The sequence below is a fragment of the Pseudomonas sp. PvP028 genome (genome assembly GCF_017832255.1).
GTDB classification, from domain to species: Bacteria; Pseudomonadota; Gammaproteobacteria; order Pseudomonadales; family Pseudomonadaceae; genus Aquipseudomonas; species Aquipseudomonas syringae.
The window spans coordinates 4,838,424-4,858,773 of sequence record NZ_JAFIBL010000001.1; the positions used below are offsets into that span (position 1 = coordinate 4,838,424).

Here is a 20,350-nt window from a genome sequence, read left to right on the forward strand (position 1 = left end):
TCAAATAAGGCCACGCGCGGAGCATTCGGTTCAGACTGATTGCACAGTGCGGCGCTGATCGACGTTGCATTCCAGTTGCCTGGCCAGGCCCTGCAGATCGAGTAGGGTCGCACGCCAACTGCGCTCCTGAGTACCGACGCTGACCAGCGAACGGACCCGGTCATTGACCGAAATGCCCTTGCCGGTACTGGCTTGCCAGCCTTGTTCCAGCATGGCCGGATCGAACTGATTGAACGCGTCAATTGCATCGACGCGGTTCACTGCAAAACCGAAGCACAGCCGCTCGCCACGCACGATCAATACACGCGTTGCTTCGGCCTGGACCTGTGCGCCTTCGCCCAACAGGCTGCTCAGGCAGATAAGCGGCACCTGCTCGCCGCGCAGATTGAACTGCCCCAGCAAATGCGTTTCCGGCTGCGACAGGCCGATCAGTTGCTGCGGCATGCTCATGATCTCCACGATCTGACTCAACGGTGCGACGAAGCGGGTCGGCGCATCGAACAGCAGGCAGGCGTGGCGCAGCATGGCCTTGGTCACATCGTGCGACGCCTGGGCAGGTTTGACGTCGTGCTGATAAACCTGGGTGTAGCTTTTGACTTCCGGGCGCTGCAACAGCATCGGGTGATCAAGCAACAAGGCCTGCTGCCCCTCCTCCAGGTTCATTACCCCGGCCAGCAGCTCTGGATGCGGCAGGCCATAGCCCGGCGCCGCCAACAGACTGTCCGGATCCTGACGCTGAATGGCGACCATGCGGTCATAGCCAAACCCGCACACCCGCCCGTCTGGCGCAGTCAACAGCAGCAACTGCGGCTTGGACGTCTGACGTAGATGATCCAGACCAAGCACTTCGGACAGGTTAAGCGCCGGGACCTTGGTGCCACGCACCGAGGTGACGCCAAAGCAGCAGTCACTGGCAAAGTCCGAGGCTGTGATCTCGGGACCGTCCACCAACTCGGTCACAACGCTGGCATCGATACAGAAGTTGCGGCCATCGCACTCGAATACCAGGTAATGCAGCAAGCGACTCTTGGCGGCCAGCGCCTCATCCTTGAGCACTTGCGCGTTGGGGTCGGCAGCGAACAGTACGCCTGGCAAACCACTCATGAAGGCAAGATCGAGCTTGTAGATCATCCGTGACTCTTCAGCGCCGAGCAGCAGAGAGGGCAGCAGCCCGACAGCGCTGCCCGCGGGCCCCAGCGGGCTGAACTGAGAATCGCGGGCCTTGAGAATGTCGCACACAGCGTCAATCGCCAGCCCGAGGTAGCCACCGCCGTACTTGAGAATCGCGACCAGTGGCGTCGGCGAAGACATATCGCCACCCTCCGCCAGTTGAGCCCGCAGGTCGACCAATGGCACCGGTTTGCCGCGCAGGGTAAACACCCCACGCAACGCCCCCCGGGTCAATGGATGGGGACGCAGATCAGCGGGCCAGTGCACGGCCTCCATCAATGCATCGGCAACCACCGCCAGATACACACCATTGATCTGCACGACGCCATAGGCATTCAGGCTGCTCATGCAGGTTGTCCGATGGATACCTTGTTCAGAGTTTCGGTGTAGCCGGTCAGGTTGGCTTTATGCAGCTCGACGATCAGGGTCTCGACTTCCTGCGCCGACAGGCGTTGCTTCTCTGTCGCCGTGTTGATCCCGTCGATCGCCTGTGTGGTCTGCATCACGCCTTCCACGATGTGTTCGAAGGCTTCGCCGGCACTGCGCGAAATCTCGTTGCCCGACTCGATCCGGCTGACCGTTTCCAGAATCAGCTTGTTGATTTCCTTGGTCGCACGCGAGGACTTCTCGGCCAGCTTGCGCACCTCGTCGGCGACTACCGAAAAGCCCAGGCCATGTTCACCGGCCCTGGCCGCTTCGATGGCCGCGTTGAAGGCCAGCATGTTGGTCTGGCTGGCGATCTCGCTGATCACCTGAATGATGTCCTGAATGCCCTCGGCGGACTTGGCAATCATGCCCATTGCGTCGGACGCCTTGACCAGCGTCTGCGAACCGGAACTGGCCTGCTCACGCGTCATTCTGGCCAGATCGGTGGCCGTCTCGGTACTTTGCGCCACATAGGAAATGGCGTTCATCAGTGCTTTCACCGAATCACCCATGGCGCGGGTCTTGGCCTCTATCGCCTGTTCCATCTCGACCTGACGGGTAATGTCAGTGGCGAATTTCACCACTTTGAACGGCAAGCCGTCGTGGTCGAAAATAGGGCTGTACGTCGCCTGAATCCAGATTTTCTGCCCGTATTTGCTGACGCGCATGAAGCGCCCGGAGTAGAACTCGCCCTGCCCCAGCCCGTGCCAGAATTCACGGTACTCGGTGCCGCGCACGTATTCTTCCTCACAGAAGATACGGTGATGCTTGCCTTTGATTTCCAGCAGGCCATAACCCAGCGCTTTGAGGAAGTTGGCGTTGGCGGTGATGATGTTGCCGGCCATGTCAAATTCGATGACGGCCTGGGCGCGGTCGATGGCATTCACCTTGCCCTGGTCCTCGACGCTGGTTTCCTTGGCCACAGTCACGTCGAGCGCGAATTTGACGATCTTGTAGGGTTTGCCCTGCGCATCGAAAATCGGGTTGTAGGTCGCCTGAATCCAGATCTCCTTACCGTCCTTGCGCTTGCGCTTGTACTCGTTGGCGTCGTACTCGCCGCGCCCCAGCTTCTCCCAGAGCTCACGATACTGCAGGCTGCTGACAAATTCTTCGGAGCAGAACATACGGTGGTGTTCACCGACGATTTCGTCGAGATCGTAGCCGAATACCGTCAGAAAATTGCGGTTGGCGTGCAGCACCTTGCCCGTCAGATCGAATTCGATCACCGCTTGGGAGCGCTCGATGGCCGTCACCTTGCCCGCGGACTCAGCCTGACGAATGCGGCTCTCGGTCACATCGTTGGCGAACTTCACAACCTTGTAAGGACGACCATCCGGGTCGAAGATCGGGTTGTAAGTGGCGCTGATCCACAGCTCGCGACCGTTCTTGCCGATGCGCTTGTATTCGCCGGAGTCATACTCGCCACGTTCGAGCTTGGCCCAGAAGGCACGATAGGCCGGACTGTTCAGGTAGTCGTCTTCGCAAAACATGCGATGGTGCTGACCCTGAATCTCGTCCAGACGATAGCCCAGGACCTTGAGAAAGTTTTCGTTGGCGTTGAGCACGCGACCGTTCAGGTCGAATTCGATAATGCCCTGCGAACGATCAATGGCCGCAACCTTGCCTTCGTACTCGGCATTGGACTTGCGTTGCGCAGTCACGTCCGTGGCGAACTTCACCACCTTGAACGGATTGCCCTGCTCGTCGAACACCGGGTTATAAGTAGCCTGCAACCAGATCTCGCGCCCGTTCTTGCCCAGGCGCTTGTACTGCCCTTCGTCGAAAGCGCCCTTGCCCAGTTTTTCCCAAAACGTTGCATATTCGACGCTGGACGCATGTTCCGGCGTGCAGAACATGCGGTGATGCCGACCCTGGACCTCATCCAGCCGATAACCGACGCAATCCAGAAAATTGGTATTGGCCCGCAGGATATTGCCTTCAAGATCGAACTCGATCATCGCCTGGGAACGGTCAATGGCAGCCATCAGCGAGTGAAGATCAAGTTCCAGCCTGGCCTTGTCCCTGGGGGTGCTTTCAATTGTGGTCGACATGTGGAAATACTCTACGAGTAAGCATCTATGGAAGTATTGTCATGAAGCGCCGGTCTCTGCGAGCCCTGTCAGACACACCAATGTGTGGACTATGGAGGCTGCCGATCAAGCCGGTTAATCGTCTTTCTCAATGCCGTCCATAGCGCGAACTGTCAGGCCGTCAGCGCTGGATGGAATGACCGACTCCACCTGGCAGGTAGCTGTAGTATTAACATCGGCATCAAACGGAACAGCTTTAGGGCCGCTATTTCGCCATCACACAGACAGGCTGCCGGTCGTCAGCGAAGAGCGCTTCGAACACCACGCCTTTATCGACGTCGAACACCTCTTGTTCATCAGGCATAAAACCAGATGACAAGAATGACAGCGCCAGTCCAGCCCAGGGTCAGCAAGAAGGAAAGTCCAGCAAGACGCGGATCCATGGAACTCCTGTTCTAGAAGGCTTGGGTAGGCTGAGGGCTGCATACGTAGGCCTGTATCGGCCGGATCACCGACATATCAATTATTTTCGTCACCTTGAAACACTGTAGACGTGCAGGTTTTGTCCTGGATCAATGTTTGTTCGCTGCGACCCGGTCAGGTACTTGAGCAAGGCGTCGGCCAGATATTTCACGAACAGATAATCAGGCCCGGGACATGGCGTGCGAAGGGAAATCCTTAAAATTCAAATAACGCATAATTTGTAAATTAATAATTATTTACTTTAATAATAAACCTATAACAAAAAAGAATTTCACGGCAGTTTTTTATAGGAATACCGTAATCCCATTACCGACCCCTTTCTCCAGGCGGAGGTGAATCTACCTTCCTCATCACGCCCGGGGCACACTTCATGAGCAAACAACGACACCTTAAACTTGGCGCCATGGTCCACGGGGTCGGCCATGGCTGGGGCGAATGGCGCCACCCGCAAGCGCTGGCCAACGCCAGTGTGAATTTAGGGTTTTATCAGCAACAGACCCACCTGGCAGAAGCGGCCCGATTCGATTTTGTGTTCATTGCCGACAGCCTGCACATCCACGAGAAATCCAGTCCTCACTACCTGAATCGCTTCGAACCCTTGACCATTCTGTCCGCACTCGCAGCCACCACCCGGCACATCGGTCTGGTAGCAACGGTCACGGTCAGTTACACAGAGCCCTTCCAGGTCGCTCGCCAGTTTGCCTCACTGGACCACATCAGCGGCGGCCGGGCTGGCTGGAACGTGGTGACGTCGTGGCTGAGTGGCACCGCCGATAACTTCAGCAAGGGCGAACACCCGCCACATGCGGTGCGCTACCGAATCGCCAAAGAGCATATCGAGGTGGTGAAGGGCCTTTGGGATTCCTGGGAAGACGACGCTTTCGCCTACGACAAGCAGAAAGGCGAGTTCTTCACGCCAGGCAAACTGCACGCGCTGAACCACAAGGGCGAATTTTTCTCGGTGAAAGGCCCGCTCAACATCGCCCGGTCGAAGCAGGGTCAGCCGGTGATTTTTCAGGCAGGCACTTCCGAGGCCGGGCGTAACTTCGCCGCTCAGAATTCGGATGCGATCTTTGTCCACGCCGAGAGCTTCGATGAAGCACGCGCCTACTATCAGGACCTGAAACAGAGAGCGGGCGGCTTTGGCCGAGATCCCCACGCGCTGTCGATTCTGCCGGGTATTCGCCCGATTGTCGGGCGTGATGAGGCCGAGGTGGAGAGCCGCTATCGCCAGGCCGTGGAGCTGGTGACGATCGAAGATGCCATTGTCGCCCTTGGCCGCCCCTTCAATGATCACGATTTCAGCCAGTACCCACTGGACGAACCCTTCCCGGAACTAGGTGATCTGGGCTCCAACAGCCAGAAAGGCGGTTCGGACCGGATCAAGCAACTGGCCAGAGACGAAGGCCTGAGCCTGCGTGAGGTCGCCCTGCGCTTCTCCCTGCCCCGCCGCGACTTCGTCGGCACGCCCGATCAGGTTGCCGACGCGATACAGACATGGTTCGAGGCAGGCGCAGCCGATGGCTTCATCATCAACAGCGTCCTGCCGGACGGTTTGCAGTATTTCACTGAACAGGTGGTGCCGGTGCTGCAGCAGCGCGGACTGTTCCGCACCGAATACACCGGCAATACGCTGCGTGACAATCTCGGTCTTGAAATACCGGCCAATCGTCATGCAAAGGCTGTCGCCCATCAATCAGACGAGGCTGTGGCATGACTCGACTCGTGATAGCCAGCCAACTGGATGATGACTTCAATCAGGTCATCAGCGAGCGGCTTGCAGTGACCCATCCAGAAGCCAGGGTCATCGGCGTACCGGCCGGCGTGCCGAGCGACCTGCCCGGCGAGGTCAGCATTCTGCTGGCGCGCCCTATCAATGTTCGTGGTTATGAAGCCCCTGCCTCACCGCCTCCGGGCTGGCCTTATGGCCTGAAATGGATTCAGGTGGTGTCTTCGGGCATCGACTTCTATCCCGGCTGGCTGTTCGACGGCCCGCCGGTCAGCACCTCCCGGGGCAGCGCGGCAGAAAACATTGCCGAGTTCTCGTTGGCCGCCATTTTCGCTGCTGCCAAACACTTGCCGGACATCTGGGTGCATGACTCGCAATGGAATTTCACTGCACTGACACCGCTCAAGGGCACTACGCTCGGGATTCTCGGCTTCGGCGCCATAGGTCGCAGCCTGGCCGGTAAAGCGCTGGCACTGGGCATCACTGTCGTGGCGTTGCGGCAGAGCCAGACGCCGTTCGAGGTTGATGGCGTCGAAAGCGCGCGCGACATTCACGAGCTTTTTTCCCGCGCCGACCATCTGGTACTGGCCGCACCTCTGACACCTGCCACACGGCACATCGTCAACGCCGACGTACTGAACAGCGCCAAACCCGGCCTGCACCTGATCAACATCGCCCGTGGTGGCCTGCTTGACCATGAGGCGCTGCTCAAGGCGCTTGATAGGGGAACCATTGGCCTTGCCTCGCTGGACGTCACCGAACCTGAGCCCCTGCCGGACGGTCATCCCCTATATGCACACCCCAGAGTACGCCTGTCACCCCACACCTCGGCGATCTCCAGCAACAGCCGCCACGAAATAGCCGACAGCTTTCTGGCCAACCTTGACCGTTTTCTCAGCGGGCAGGCCTTGCAGAATCAGGCTGATCGCCAGCGCGGCTACTGACACAGATCATCCTCATTGCGCTGCGTGGGGATACCACTCCTGACACTCAGCGTCACCTTCAAATACCGAGCGTGCCATGCCCAAACCGATAAAAAACACACAAACCGGCTATCGTCGTCCGCTGCTGGCAGGTCTGCTCGCGGCGTTGATCTTGTGCATCACCTTCCCTGCCGAAGCGCAGGAAACGCTGCGAATCGGTTACCAGAAGTCGTCGACGCTGATCACCCTGCTGAAAACACAGGGCATTCTGGAGAAAGCCCTCGCCGCACGGCACGTTGCGGTGACCTGGCATGAGTTTCCGAATGGCCTGCCGCTGCTAGAGGCTTTGAACATCGGCAACGTGGACATCAGCGCGGATGTGGCGGACACCGTACCGATCTTCGCCCAGGCAGCGCAGGCCCGGCTGACCTACTTTGCCCAGGAAGCGGCCTCGCCTTCCGCGCAGGCGATCATCGTCCATAAAAACTCGCCCGTGCAGCAGTTATCGGATCTGAAAGGCAAAAAGGTCGCGGTCACCAAAGCGGCGGGTTCTCACTACCTGCTGATCGCAGCATTGAAAAAGGCCGGTCTGACATTTTCCGATATTCAGCCCGCCTACCTGTCGCCCGCCGACGGCCGCGCGGCCTTCGAGAACAATAAAGTTGACGCCTGGGTCACCTGGGAACCCTTCCTGACCAGCGCCCAACGGCAATTGCCGACGCGCACTCTGGCTGACGGCAAGGGATTGTCCAGCTACAAGCGTTATTACCTGACCGGCACCGGCTACGCCAAGGACCACTCACAAGTGCTCAGCGTGGTTTACGAGCAGTTGCACAAGGCAGGCATCTGGCTCAAGGCCAATCCAAGCGAAGCAGCGCAGCTACTGAGCCCTTTGTGGGGCAATCTGGATATCGAAACGGTTGAAATCGCCAACAGCCATCGGACTTATCAGATCCAGCCAGTCACGCACGATCAATTGGACGAACAACAGCATATCGCCGACGCCTTCTTCGCTGCCGGCCTGCTGCCCAAGGCGGTGGATGCGCAGGATGTGGAGGTGTGGAGGCCTTGAGGAATGAAGGGGCACACCCGCTAGCATGGAGCGAGTATGCCCCTCGATCAGTCTCCGGAATCAAACACCCGGAGGCGTGGGAAACGTTCCGCGGGCGGTTTCATAAGCCTGCGCGACACGCAACGCCAAGGCATCCTTGAAGCGCGACGCGACGATCATCATGGCGACCGGCAGTCCGTCGGCCAGACCGGCCGGGACTGACGTGGCCGGGTGGCCGGTCAGGTCGAACGGTGCGGTGTTGGCCAGCATGTTCAACGCGCTATGCACGTACTCTTCAATCGGCGCGTCGGCGGCGGTCAGTGTGGTCGCCACGAACGGCATGGTCGGCATTACCAGCACATCGAACTGCTGGAAGGCTTCATCGTATTGACGGGTGAGCTCCGGCACCAGCATCAGCGCATTGCCGAACGATTGCGGCGTGTCGGTACGCGTGATGAGCGCCGATGCAGTGGCGTTGCGTAATGCCCTGCACCTGGCCTGGGCATGCGTTCGGCAGCAATTGACAGGACTTGCGCCGCGGGTGCGGCGCAAGTGAGCAGCCAGGCCGTTGCAGAGCACTTTCCAGGCTCAAACGACTTACAACTTGCCTTCCCAGCGCCGAAAGAGAATGCTGGCATTGACCCCGCGAATCCGGTTAGGCGAGATTATTCTCATGAGGACAACGCCAGCACCGGACGCATGTACGGTAGTCGATTTTGTAGAACTGATCGCAAAGCCGCACTCCGCCTTTAAGCGTAACGACTCATGATCAAATCCCCTTCATCTCTGTGCCAGTTGAGGCGTGACTGCTGGAGTTTCGGGGCTGCGTTCCTCTATCCGGACGGATTTTGAACCAGATCGAATACATGGCTGGCAGGAAGACCAGCGTCATGACAGTCCCGCCGAGGGTGCCTCCGATCAGCGTGTAGGCAAGCGTGCCCCAGAACACCGAATGGGTCAGGGGAATGAACGCCAGGATCGCCGCCAGAGCCGTGAGCAGCACCGGGCGTGCCCGCTGTACGGTCGCTTCGACCACCGCATGAAACGGGTCTAGCCCTTGCTTTTCGTTGTGGTCGATTTGCCCGATCAGGATCAAGGTATTGCGCATCAGAATGCCGGACAGCGCGATCAGTCCGACCAGGGCGTTGATACCAAACGGCTGATTGAACAGAAGCAATGTCGGCACAACGCCGATCAACCCGAGCGGCGCGGTGAAAAACACCATCATCATCGCCGACATCGAACGCACCTGAAGGATGATGATCAGCAAGGTAACGGCAATCATGATCGGAAACAGCGGAGCCAATGCCACAGTGGCCTTTGCCGACTCCTCTATTGATCCGGCCTGCTCGATCCGATAGCCCTGCGGCAGGCTGTCGATAATCGGCTGCAATGCTTTCATGATCCCGGCGGAGACATCCGGCGGTTGCAGATCTTCCGCAATATCACCGCGCACGGTGATAGTCGGCACACGATCTCTTCGGCGCAGAATCGGGTCTTCCATGCGCACTTCGACCACTCCGGTCTGCGACAGAGGAATACGCTGACCGGCAGCCCCTACCAGCGTGAAACCCTCGATCTTCGCAGGGTCCAGGCGGATGTCACCCGCCGCCCTGCCCATCACGTCCACTGAACGGATATCTTCGCGGACAGAGGTGACTGGGACACCTGAAAGCAGGAACTGCAATTGCCGGGCAACTGCGCTCGAGGTCAGCCCGACGGCCTGCAAACGATCCTGATCCAGAGAGAAGTGCAGCGTGGGCACTCGTGTCCCCCAATCGCTGTTGACGGTACGCATCATCGGACTCGCCGCCATCACGGTTTCGACCCGCGCGGCGATCTCGCGCAATGTGTCAGGGTCCGGCCCGCTCACGCGATACGCCACGGGAAACGGTGAATAAGGACCGAACACGAGCTGTGTGACCCTGACCCGGGCTTCAGGTGCAAGTCCGTCAGCAACCGCCTCACGAATCCGTAGCTTGAGCGCCTCACGTGCTTCCTGGCTTTCAGTCAGTACAACGATCTTTGCAAACGACGGGTCGGGCAGCTCCGGCGCCATTGCCAGATAAAAGCGTGGCGAGCCCTGGCCGATGTAGGACGTGACGATCTTCGCGGCATCCTGCTTTTTCAGCCATGCCTCTACTTTGGCGGTGGTGGCGCTTGTCTGCTCGATGGATGTGCCGTAGGGCATCTGCACTTCGATCAGTACTTCCGGACGATCGGAAGTCGGGAAGAATTGTTTCTTGACTGCCCCCATCCCGAGAATCGCCACCACAAATGCAGCGATAACCGCACCCGCCACCCACCACTTCCTGGCAATGACGCGGGCCAGAATCCGCCTGAAACGATTGTAATGCGCCGTGTCGTAGATGGCGGCGTGTCCGCCTTCAACCGGCTTGATTTCCGGCAGCATCTTCACCCCCAGATAAGGTGTGAAGACCACTGCAACTATCCAGGAAGCAATCAGGGCGATGCCGACAATCCAGAACATGTTGCTGGTGTACTCGCCGGCAGTCGACTGCGCAAAGCCATTCGGCATGAAGCCGACCGCAGTCACCAGGGTACCGGCAAGCATGGGCGCCGCTGTGTGGCTCCAGGCATAGGCTGAGGCCTTGATCCGGTCGTAGCCCTCCTCCATTTTCACCACCATCATTTCGATGGCAATGATGGCGTCGTCCACCAACAGGCCCAGCGCCAGGATCAGTGATCCCAGGGTAATACGATCAAAGTTCTTGCCCGTCGCTTCCATCACGACGAAGACCATGGCCAGCGTCAGCGGTACCGCTGCAGCGACCACCACACCGACTCGCCAGCCCATGCTGAGGAAGCACACCAGCATCACCACAAGCAGGGCGACGAAGAACTTGATCATGAACTCGTCAACGGCCGAACCGATGTTCACCGACTGGTCAGTGACTTTTGAAAGCGTCATTCCCAAGGGCATGCCTTGGTTGATGCTGGCCGTTTCTGCATCCAGCGCCTTACCCAGGTCCAGCCCGTTCCAGCCGTCGCGCATCACGATACCCAGCAACAGCGCAGGCTCACCCTGATTGCGGACCATAAAGGTCGCGGGGTCTTCGTAACCGCGCTCCACTGTCGCCACGTCCTGGAGCTTCAGCGTTTTACCCCGCGCCACAATCGGCGTATTGCGGATTTTCTCAAGGGTGTCGAAGGCACCGTCCAGGCGCAGAAAAACCTGGGGCCCGCGGGTCTCAATCGAACCGGCAGGCGTCAGGACGTTCTGGTCGTTGAGCGCCGAAAAAATATCCTGAGGAGCGATACCCAATGTTGCCAGCCGCTCGTGGGAGAACGACACGAAAATTCGTTCGGCCTGTTCACCGATGATATTGATCTTCTTCACGCCCGGCACATGCAACAGACGCTGGCGCAGTGACTCGGCATCGCGTACCAGTAGCCGCTGCGGCTCACCTTTGGCTTTCAACGCAAACAGCGCAAAGGTCACGTCCGAGAATTCATCATTGACCATCGGACCAATGACCCCCGCAGGCAATGACTTCGCGGCATCACTGAGTTTCTTGCGCGCCTGATAAAACTCTTCCTGCACCTGAGAAGGTGGCGTCTTGTCCTGGAATGAAACCATAGTGAATGCCAGACCTGGCCGGGTGTAGGTCTCGCTACGGTCGTACCACTTCAATTCCTGCATGCGTTTTTCAAGCGGCTCGGCGACCTGATCCTGCATCTCCTGAGCGGTTGCGCCAGGCCACGCAGAAATAACGGTCATTTGCTTGACGGTGAAAGGCGGATCTTCCGCACGCCCCAGTTTGAAAAATGAAAGCGTACCGGCCACGCCGATCAAAATAATCAGAAACAGCGTGATGGCGCGTTCGCGAACGGCCAGTGCAGACAGGTTGAAACGTCCCGGACTCATGGTCGTGCCTCGGCGGTGATACCACCTTGCTGCACGAGCACTTCCTCACCGTCGTGAAGCAAATGCGTACCCAATGCCACGACCTGCTCACCGGCCTCGAGACCGCCACTCACATTTGCCGAATCGTCACTCACACCCAGCAGTTGCACGGCGCGCCAGTTGACTTTTGCAGGCGTACCCGCAATGACCCAGACACCCGGGTCTCGACCCGGGTCATGCAGAGCGGCAATGGGTATCGCCAGCGACTGCCGGCCAGCCTTGCCGGCAGCGATATCGAGGGACACCGTTGAACCCAGAGGTGCACTGATGTTTGAGCCTTCAAGCACATACCTGGCTTCAAACGTACGCGTCAGCGGGTCTGCGGCGTCAGAGAGCAGCCGCAGTCTTGCCGGTATGACGCGCGCACCGTCGCCATACAGTCTGGCCTCAGCTCGATCCCCCATAGTCGGCCGCAAGGTTTCAGGCAGATGGACAATGGCTTCACGTGGCCCGGCCTTTGCCAGCCTGACCACGGGCTGGCCTGCGCTGACGACCTGTCCAGGCTCGACCAGGGTATCGACCACCACGCCGTCGGCGTCCGCCAGTAAAACGGCGTATCCGGTTGCGTTACGCGCCACGCTGGCCTGCGCTTGTGCAGCACTCAGCTCTGCCTTGGCGGTGTCGGCCAGGGATTTGATCCTGTCGTAGGCGGACGCGGATATCGCACCAGCAACAACCAGATCACGATTACGCGCTTCGTCATCGGCGGTCTGCCTGGCTCGCGCCACAGCCGCGGCAACCGCCTGCTGTTGGGCCTGAGACTGAAGCCCAAGGTCAACGGGGTCCAGGCGCATCAGCGGCTCACCGCGCTTGACGGTCTGGCCGGTATCAACCAGGCGCTCAAGCACCTTCCCGGAAACCCGAAACCCCAGGTCGCTCTGAACCCGAGCGACCACAACCCCGGTGAATGAACGGGAGGCTTGATCAGTATTTGCAACAGTGGCCGCCCTTACCAGAGGCGGCTGGGTACGTGGATCGCGCCCCCCGGACGACTCGCTGCACGCAGTCAGGAAGAGAGGCAATAACAACAACGCAGTGGCTTTGGGTCTGAACAGGAGCATGGGATCCCTACTTGAAATCAAGTGAGCAGGGAAACGATTCTCCGTAAAGTGACCAAATTAGTCAATGGTCACAATTTCAGGGTGCCAGACTTCGCAGTATCAGCGCCGACAGATGGACCGGAGCCGTCGACACGATGTCGAGGTTGTATTGCAATTGCACCGGGTTGATGTACGGACGCATGACCAGGTGAATGGCCTGAACGGCCTCGTCCAGAGGTGTCTTGCGTTCGAACTCTCCCGACTCCCTGCCTTCAAGAACGATTTGCTGGATGAGCTGGCGAATACGCTCGTCGTGCGCGGCAGCAGAAGGCCACTGATCGCGGCCTGCGACAGCGGCTATGTCATACAGCTTCCGGTCGTGAAAAAACAGGTCGCTACCGGCCTCCACAAGCGAGCGGAACAGGCGGCGCAGCCTCTCGGAGGCCGTTGGCGCGTCGCTGATGGCCGAGTTCACCAGCGCCATGATCATCGCCAGCCGGTTCGAGCAGATCACTTCGCCGATGGCTTGCTTGGAGTCGAAGAACTTGTAGATGTAGGCCTTGGAAAAACCGATGGCCTTGGCCAGATCGGAGACCGTGGTTTTCTCATAGCCGTAGTGGCCGAAATGCTGTGTTGCCGCTTCGACAACCTGATCGCGAACGCTGTGGTCGGAGGGACCACGCGTTGGGGATGTCTTGATTTGATTAGTCATGTTTCCAGCTTAGCTATGTGAACACTCATTGACAACAAGTGACCGGATCGTAATATAGTCACAACCTGATCATCTCAAGGAATTTCCATGCGCACGCTTTGTACTTATGTACTGGTCATGAGCACCGGCCTGCTGTCGGGCTGCGCCGTGGGTCCGGATTACCAGCGCCCGGATGCGCCCCTGCCTGACCGCTATCTGACTCAACCACGTGGCGCTGCGAATATTACCGCGCATCCGCTTGTCAGTTCCGCCTGGTGGGACGGTTTTGATGATCCGTTACTGAGCAGCTTCGTGTCACGCGCACTGGCGCAGAACCTCGATCTCGCTCAAGCCAGCGCGCAACTGGCTCAGGCACGCGCCGGAGCAGATGCGGCAACCGCCGCCCTGCTCCCGTCGGGCAACATTGATGCACAGACGGCGCGGGCTCATCAATCGGTAGAAACTCCGCTCGGCCAGGTGCTGAACTCGGCACCTGGCTACGATCGTTATGGCAATTCCTATGAAGCCAATCTGACCGCAAGCTGGGAGCTGGATGTTTTTGGCGGTTTGAGACGCAGCCGACAGGCTGCACTGGCTGAATACCAGGCTTCGCAGGCAGGTGTTGCGGCTGCGAGGCTCGCTGTGGCAGCGCGGACCGCCGATACCTACATCACCATCCGTGGTCTGCAAGCCAGGCTGGCGATCACAAACCGACAGGTTAAAACCCGGCAAGACCTGCTGGAAAAAGTCCAGCTCCTTCATGAGCGTGGTCTGTCCCCTGACTATGAAGTCCGTCAGATCGAAGCTGAGCTTTTACAGGTGCAGGCAACAGTGCCGATTCTGCAAACAGGTCTCGACGCTGCAATGAACGCGCTTGACGTGATGCTGGGCGTACCGCCTGGCACTCATCGGGGCTCTCTGGCTGAAACAGGTCGAATCCCACACGCACCCGCGCTGACATCGACAGGAACGCCAGCCGATCTCCTCCGTCGCAGACCTGATCTGATCGTGGCCGAGCGGCGCCTCGCCGCTTCGAACGCGCGTATCGGCATGGCGATCAGCGAGTATTACCCCAAACTCTCACTCAGCGCATTGCTGGGCAGCGCCACAGCCGTGTCGAGCGGCAATCTGTTTACCGGCGGTGCCAGTCAGTCAGCAGGTATTTTGGGGCTTCGCTGGAGGCTTTTTGATTTCGGCCGGGTGAACGCCCGGATCAGTCAAGCCAAGGGACAAGAGGCAGAAGCTCTGGCGGCTTATCGACAGTCAGTTTTGCGCGCCACTGAGGACGTTGAAAATGCTTTTTCTTCGTTGGCCAGCCGCGAAACTCAAGCTGCAATGCTGGGTAAAAGCGAAACTGCGCTTGCTTCTGCCCGGCAATCCTCATTCGCAAGCTACAGCAAAGGTGCTGCCAGTTTGATCGATGTTCTGCGCGCCGACGAGAAAATGCTGCAGGTCGCTGACGCCAAGGCGCAGGCACACGTCGAATCCGCGCAGGCGGCGGTCGCCGTATTCAAAGCGCTGGGTGGTGGTTGGCAAACGCCTACCACCACTTCAGCAGAAGATAAGGTGCATACGCTGTAGGTGCCACCAACGCATGCATATCTTCAGGTCAGGCGTGCTCAGCGATAACGTTCAAGCCAGTGAGCGTAAGGCGCAGGCAAGGTCCAGGCAGATTTTTCAACGCCCAGTTCTTTCGCTGCGAAGTAGGCCCAATGCGGGTCGGCCAGATGTGCACGACCAATCGAGACCAGATCGAGCTGGCCTGACTTGACCGCCTCTTCAGCCAGCTTCGGCTCGCCAAAACCCCAGGCGCTGGTCACGGGAATATCCGCTTCACGGCGCACACGCTCGGCAACAGGCCCCATGAACGCAGGCCCCCACGGAATGTTGGCGTCCGGGGTGCTGAAACCGACGCTGACGCTCAACAGATCCAGCCCGCCAGCCTTGAAGCGGCGCGCCAGTTCGATCGATTCTGCCAGAGTCTGCTCGTCGCGACCGTCGTATTCGATCACGCCAAAACGTGCGGTGAGCGGAAGGTTCTCAGGCCAGACTTCACGCACTGCAGCCAGGGTTTCCAGCAGGAAACGGCTACGGTTATCGAAGCTGCCGCCGTACTCATCGGTGCGCTGGTTGGAGTGCTCGGAGAAGAAGCTCTGCCCCAGGTAGCCGTGGGCAAAATGCAACTCGATCCATTCAAAGCCGGCATCGCGGGCGCGACGGGCAGCATCGACGAAGTTCTGGCGAACACGAGCGATGTCTTCCAGGGTCATGGCGCGCGGGACTTTCGGCAGATTGGCACCGAACGCGATGGCGGACGGAGCGATGGTGTCCCAGCCGCGCGAATCGGACGCTGCGATATGGTCATCACCTTCCCATGGGCGATTGGCGCTGGCCTTGCGACCGGCGTGGGCAATCTGAATACCCGGCACGCATCCTGCGGCCTTGATGGCTTTGACGACAGGCACGAATGCCTGCGCCTGCTCGTCGTTCCAGATACCGGTGCAACCTGGGGTAATACGCCCTTCCGGCGCAACGGCGGTAGCTTCGACCACCAACAGACCCGCACCACCGCGCGCCATACTGGCCAGATGCACCTGGTGCCAGTCGTTGATAACACCTTCGGTTGCCGAGTACTGGCACATCGGAGGAATGGCGATTCGATTGCGCAGCGTGACGTCTTTCAGTTTGAAGGGTTCGAACAATGCAGACATTGGAAAGCTCCCGTAGGCCAGATGACTTTTGATTTCAGTTGTTCGATGGTAATCGAACTATGGCAATAAACGAAAGCCTTGATATCATCCTCAGCATGCGAACCTTCCAACACCCCGATCCTGAAGACCTCACCCTCGAACGCTTACTCTATGCCTTGAGTGATCCCGTTCGCATGGGAATCGTGCGCTGCCTGGCCGGCGTTGCAGAGGCCACCTGCGGCGAACTGGACGGCGGACGCCCCAAATCCAGCATGTCCCATCACTTCCGCGTGCTACGCGACGCGGGGCTTGTACAGACGCGCAACGTGGGCACCACGCACATGAATTCGCTACGTAAACAGATGCTCGAGAGCCGTTTCCCGGGTTTGCTGGACAGTATTCTGGCTCAGCACTGACGTAACAAGGCATCAGTCCTGAGACAGCCTGCGCTGCCATTTCATTGCATGAATTTCGATGCGCTGCTCGGGATCGTCATCGAGGCACCAAAGGTTAGGCGCATTTTTTTAATATGCAAAAAAACCGGCATTAGCGCTTCGACTAATACCGGTTTTTTCAGCAGGGTGACCCTGCTGCTGATGCGCTTTCAGACCTTAAAGCCGAAACTTGCCCACTTCCGTCTGCAGGCTGGTGGCGAGGGTCTTCAGGCCGCCGCTGGTCTTGAGCAGTTCCTGAACCGACATGTTGTTCTGTTCAGCCATTTGCGCGGAGCGCTCGACGTTACGTGCGACATCCTGGCTGGCTGCAGTTTGCTCACGCAGCGCGAAGGATATCTGGTCGACCACCTGCAGAACCTTGCCCGAACTGTCGCGAATCTCGATGATCGCTTGACCGGCGGTGCCAGCCATTGCAACACCTTCGTTCACTTCCTGAACGCCGCTGCGCATGCTCTCGACGGTTTCCCGCACGCCCGCCTGAATTTTCTCGATCATCCCGGCGATTTCCTTGGTGGACTTGCCGGTGTTCTGCGCCAGCAGGCGTACTTCGTCGGCAACCACTGCGAAGCCACGGCCTTGCTCACCGGCCCGAGCAGCCTCGATGGCAGCGTTGAGGGCCAGCAGGTTGGTCTGGTCGGCAATGCCCTGAATCACGCTGACGATCGATGAAATGTGCTCGGAGTGCTGACCCAGACCTGCGACCTGAGTGGAGGAAAGCTGCACGGTCCGGGCGATGCCATTCATGCTGGACAAGGTGTTTTCGATGACCTGCGCACCATCTTTCGACTGCTGCCCTGAACGGCTGGCGAGTTCGTGCGCCTCGTCGGCGTTTTCGGAGACGTGATGGATGCTGACGGTCAGTTCTTCGATTGTGGCCGCCATCGCCGAGGCGGACGTCGACTGTTCCTGAATAGCACCGGACAGTTGCTCGGAGGCACCGGAAATCTGTTGCACGGCGACGACCAGTTGATTGGCGGCATGGCTGATCTGTTGAATCATCTCGCGCAGGCGATTCTGCATACGGTCAAAGGCTTTCGGCAGCTCGTCGTGGCTGCTGGTGTCGATCACAGTGTCCAGCTTGCCATTGGCAATTGCCGTTGCGGCATCAATGGCCAGTTGCAGGCGCGCCGTGGTGCTGCGCCCCAATACAGCGGCAAGGATCATCGCGAGAACAGCCGCGGCTAGGCCGCCGCACATCAGGATCAGGATCGCCAAATGCTTGGCGTCCGTCATGTCCTGGCTGCGCTGAACCAGCAACTTCTGCTCGGCACCGCTGATCTCGGCAAGTAAAGCGCGCATGCTGTCCATCTTGGCCTTGTCGGCACCCGAGGTGATGCGTGCATCCAGTTCATCATCAGGCATATTGCGTGCAGTAAGGTCGCGACGCAGAGCGATGATCGGATTGACATCTTCATCAAGCCAGCGCTTCTGGGTGTCACCCAGAGCAGCCAGGCGGCGCTGCTGTTCCGCATTGTCAGCTGTCAGGCGCTTGAGCGAATCGAGCTCTTCGGTGAAGCGCTTCTGCCCCGCCACCAATGGCTCAAGGAAGGCATCCTTCGAGGCGATGACAAAGCCGCGCATCCCGGTTTCGATATTGATCAGCTGTTCAAGAGCAAGTTGCGCTTCACTCAGCACCTGATAGGTATGCACATTGCTGTTGGTGGCCTCTTCGACCTGCTCAAAGCCTCTGTAAGCACTCGCGACCAGGACGGCGATAAATACGATGATCGCGGCAAAGCTGAAGTACAGCTTTTGCGAGATGCTGAGTTTGCTGAACATGATGTCGATCCTGAACATAGCCGTTCCGTGGCTTGCATGATGGGCACTATCAATCGTAAAAATGGGCTGAACCAACTTTTATGATTGATGTCATTGAGATATTACTCATGTCGTCCGCCAGCTCAGTAACTTTAGGGGCTGCAACTTCACCAGGCCTGAATAAAAGCTCTATTCTCCTCTAAAGCAATGATATTCAAGGATAAAAAATTTTTATTACACTTGGCATCTGATTGACTGTAGCGCCAGAAAAACTTGACGCCTGAGAATTTATGACGTCAATTTTTTGCTCACAGCAGTCAAGGTACGTCCTGATTGCGACAGCCTAAATGTCGCTAACAGCAAGTAATGGTCGGAAAAGTAATACTTTATTCTCCCCTCTTCAATTGGCTGGAGGGCCCGGCAAGCGAATGCTGCCATTCTTGAAAGTGGCACTTTCTGATTGAAGCGGGGACGGACTTTGAGCGATGGCGCTATATTTCCTGTCCCCGCAGACTGACGCATTAGTCAGATATCCAGCGTCCTTACTAGTCACTTATTGCCATGTCAGATCAAAGCCAGGCGGCATCCCTGTCCACCCTCACACGCTCCGCTGCACCGTCAGCAACTCTGGACGGTGAGAAAACAGCTGCAGGAACGCCCCGCCCAATGCGCAACCAGCCATCACGAAAAAGCACACGGTATAACCGCTGAGGCTGGTCCAGCCACCGCCCACGGAAATCAGCGTTCCCATCAGCACCGGGGCAATACCGCCGCCGATGAACATCGCTGTGGTGATGATCCCGTTGGCTGTGGAGGTCGCCGAAGGTTGCGCCGAGTCGGAAGCGACCGCGTAGTAGATGGGCCAGACGGCATTGGCCACCAGACCGAAAAGCAACTGCACGGCGATGACGATCAGGATGGTGTTGGCGAAGTAAAAGGCCCCGACACTGACCGCCATCCATATGCCACAAATGATCAAGGTGATGCGCCGACCGATGATGTCCGACAGCGACGGCCAGATCAATTGCCCGAGGATGCCGGTCAGGGTGAACACCACGCTCATTCCCGCCGATTCGGCCAGCGACAGGTTGAGGATGTTGTACAGGTAGGCCGGCAGGACAATGTTGACGCCCATGTACACCACTTGCGTAAGCAGGGTGTTACCGGCAGTCAGGGCGATATTGCGGTTGCTCAGCGTCGCCTTCACCGATTTCCAGACCTGGCCTTTTACATTGGTCGACGGCGTGCTGTCCGGCGGGGTCATGCCTTTGGCAGCGATGTCCACGTACAGTTGGGTGATGCGCTCGGCAGTCGAATAACGTGCCCAGAAGATCATCAATGGCAGTGCTACCACGAAGGCGAAGAAGAACACATAACGCCAGTTTTCCTCACCGTAGGTGCTGATCACGAAACTGGCGACGATGCCGCTGAGCATCGCGCCGATGGGGTAACCGGTATGGTGCGCGCCCAGGGCAAAACCGCGACGTTCTACTGGCCACCACTCGGCAGTGTTGCTGACACCAACAGGCTCGCCCCAGCCAGCGCCCAGATTCACCCCGACGCGCAAGGCGATGAAACTGGCCAGGCTGCCACTCAATGCCTTGAAGCCCGACAGAAACGACAGCGCGGTGTAACCCAGTACCAACGGCACCTGAAAGCGCGCCCGCTTCCACCCTCCGCCGTAGCGATCGCTCCAGATGGAGCCGGGAATATCGAGAACGGCCAGCGCCAGCATGACCACCGTCGCCACCGTCCCCCACTGGTCCGCAGACAGGTCGAAATGCTTGGAAATCGTCGGACCCAGGCGCAAGACGATCTCGCGATCGTAAGCGTTCAAAATCCAGATCATCCAGCAGACCAGCAATGACACCCACGAAAAACGATGAATCTTGCCCAGCGATGCGTTCTTGTTATTTGGCATGGGAAATCTCCAGGCGTGCTGCACACGCCCCAGCGAGAAAGGGTCCAGTCGTCCT

At 58.5% G+C, this 20,350-nt stretch carries 13 protein-coding genes and 2 pseudogenes; 6 read left to right on the forward strand and 9 right to left on the reverse strand.

Annotated features, from left to right (window positions below; translation table 11 throughout):
* Positions 1 to 30: 30 nt before the first annotated feature.
* On the reverse strand, positions 31 to 1,518 hold the full coding sequence (locus JOE34_RS20730) for a chemotaxis protein CheW (RefSeq protein ID WP_209996581.1): 1,488 nt from the start codon (positions 1,516 to 1,518) through the stop codon (positions 31 to 33).
* Positions 1,515 to 3,647, reverse strand: coding sequence for a PAS domain S-box protein (locus tag JOE34_RS20735; protein WP_003423837.1), 2,133 nt, complete (start codon positions 3,645 to 3,647; stop codon positions 1,515 to 1,517). Before JOE34_RS20735 ends, JOE34_RS20730 begins: the two co-directional genes overlap by 4 nt.
* 832 nt (positions 3,648 to 4,479) lie before the next feature.
* On the opposite strand from JOE34_RS20735, the gene JOE34_RS20740 reads away from it, so the two are divergent.
* The 3 genes from JOE34_RS20740 (at position 4,480) to JOE34_RS20750 (ending at position 7,833) form a co-directional block, all read left to right on the forward strand.
* Positions 4,480 to 5,826, forward strand: a complete 1,347-nt coding sequence (locus JOE34_RS20740) for an LLM class flavin-dependent oxidoreductase (protein ID WP_004410692.1) — start codon at positions 4,480 to 4,482, stop codon at positions 5,824 to 5,826.
* A complete protein-coding gene (locus JOE34_RS20745) occupies positions 5,823 to 6,782 on the forward strand; it encodes a D-isomer specific 2-hydroxyacid dehydrogenase family protein (protein ID WP_010410206.1) in 960 nt (319 codons plus the stop codon). The genes JOE34_RS20740 and JOE34_RS20745 overlap by 4 nt, the downstream gene beginning before the upstream one ends.
* A 76-nt stretch (positions 6,783 to 6,858) precedes the next feature.
* Positions 6,859 to 7,833: an aliphatic sulfonate ABC transporter substrate-binding protein gene (locus JOE34_RS20750; protein WP_004418092.1), complete on the forward strand. Its 975-nt coding sequence runs from the start codon at positions 6,859 to 6,861 to the stop codon at positions 7,831 to 7,833.
* A gap of 60 nt (positions 7,834 to 7,893) precedes the next feature.
* On the opposite strand, the pseudogene JOE34_RS20755 reads toward JOE34_RS20750, so the two are convergent.
* Positions 7,894 to 8,226: pseudogene (locus JOE34_RS20755) on the reverse strand (amidase family protein); the annotation flags it as partial.
* On the opposite strand from JOE34_RS20755, the pseudogene JOE34_RS26150 reads away from it, so the two are divergent.
* Positions 8,225 to 8,368, forward strand: a pseudogene (locus JOE34_RS26150) (urease accessory protein UreD); the annotation flags it as partial. The pseudogenes JOE34_RS20755 and JOE34_RS26150 sit on opposite strands and share 2 nt — an antisense overlap.
* A 213-nt stretch (positions 8,369 to 8,581) precedes the next feature.
* Here the strand turns inward: JOE34_RS26150 and JOE34_RS20760 are convergent.
* From JOE34_RS20760 to JOE34_RS20770, 3 genes are all read right to left on the reverse strand, one after another.
* A complete protein-coding gene (locus tag JOE34_RS20760; protein ID WP_209996583.1) occupies positions 8,582 to 11,701 on the reverse strand; it encodes an efflux RND transporter permease subunit in 3,120 nt (1,039 codons plus the stop codon).
* Positions 11,698 to 12,801, reverse strand: a complete 1,104-nt coding sequence (locus JOE34_RS20765) for an efflux RND transporter periplasmic adaptor subunit (RefSeq protein WP_209996585.1) — start codon at positions 12,799 to 12,801, stop codon at positions 11,698 to 11,700. Before JOE34_RS20765 ends, JOE34_RS20760 begins: the two co-directional genes overlap by 4 nt.
* A 76-nt stretch (positions 12,802 to 12,877) precedes the next feature.
* Positions 12,878 to 13,492, reverse strand: a complete 615-nt coding sequence (locus JOE34_RS20770) for a TetR/AcrR family transcriptional regulator (protein ID WP_003396139.1) — start codon at positions 13,490 to 13,492, stop codon at positions 12,878 to 12,880.
* Between the two features lie 87 nt (positions 13,493 to 13,579).
* Here JOE34_RS20770 and JOE34_RS20775 point away from each other — a divergent pair, with 87 nt between their 5' ends.
* On the forward strand, positions 13,580 to 15,052 hold the full coding sequence (locus tag JOE34_RS20775; RefSeq protein WP_209996587.1) for an efflux transporter outer membrane subunit: 1,473 nt from the start codon (positions 13,580 to 13,582) through the stop codon (positions 15,050 to 15,052).
* Positions 15,053 to 15,090: 38 nt separating this feature from the next.
* Here the strand turns inward: JOE34_RS20775 and JOE34_RS20780 are convergent, their stop codons facing one another.
* Positions 15,091 to 16,182, reverse strand: coding sequence for an NADH:flavin oxidoreductase/NADH oxidase (locus JOE34_RS20780; RefSeq protein ID WP_003396141.1), 1,092 nt, complete (start codon positions 16,180 to 16,182; stop codon positions 15,091 to 15,093).
* 59 nt (positions 16,183 to 16,241) lie between these two features.
* Between JOE34_RS20780 and JOE34_RS20785 the strand changes: the two genes are divergently transcribed.
* Positions 16,242 to 16,577, forward strand: coding sequence for a helix-turn-helix domain-containing protein (locus JOE34_RS20785; protein ID WP_010410171.1), 336 nt, complete (start codon positions 16,242 to 16,244; stop codon positions 16,575 to 16,577).
* A gap of 195 nt (positions 16,578 to 16,772) precedes the next feature.
* On the opposite strand, the gene JOE34_RS20790 is transcribed toward JOE34_RS20785, so the two are convergent.
* Both JOE34_RS20790 and JOE34_RS20795 read right to left on the reverse strand, forming a co-directional pair.
* On the reverse strand, positions 16,773 to 18,395 hold the full coding sequence (locus tag JOE34_RS20790) for a methyl-accepting chemotaxis protein (RefSeq protein WP_209996588.1): 1,623 nt from the start codon (positions 18,393 to 18,395) through the stop codon (positions 16,773 to 16,775).
* 577 nt (positions 18,396 to 18,972) lie between these two features.
* A complete protein-coding gene (locus JOE34_RS20795) occupies positions 18,973 to 20,295 on the reverse strand; it encodes an MFS transporter (protein WP_024647873.1) in 1,323 nt (440 codons plus the stop codon).
* Between the last annotated feature and the right edge of the window lie 55 nt (positions 20,296 to 20,350).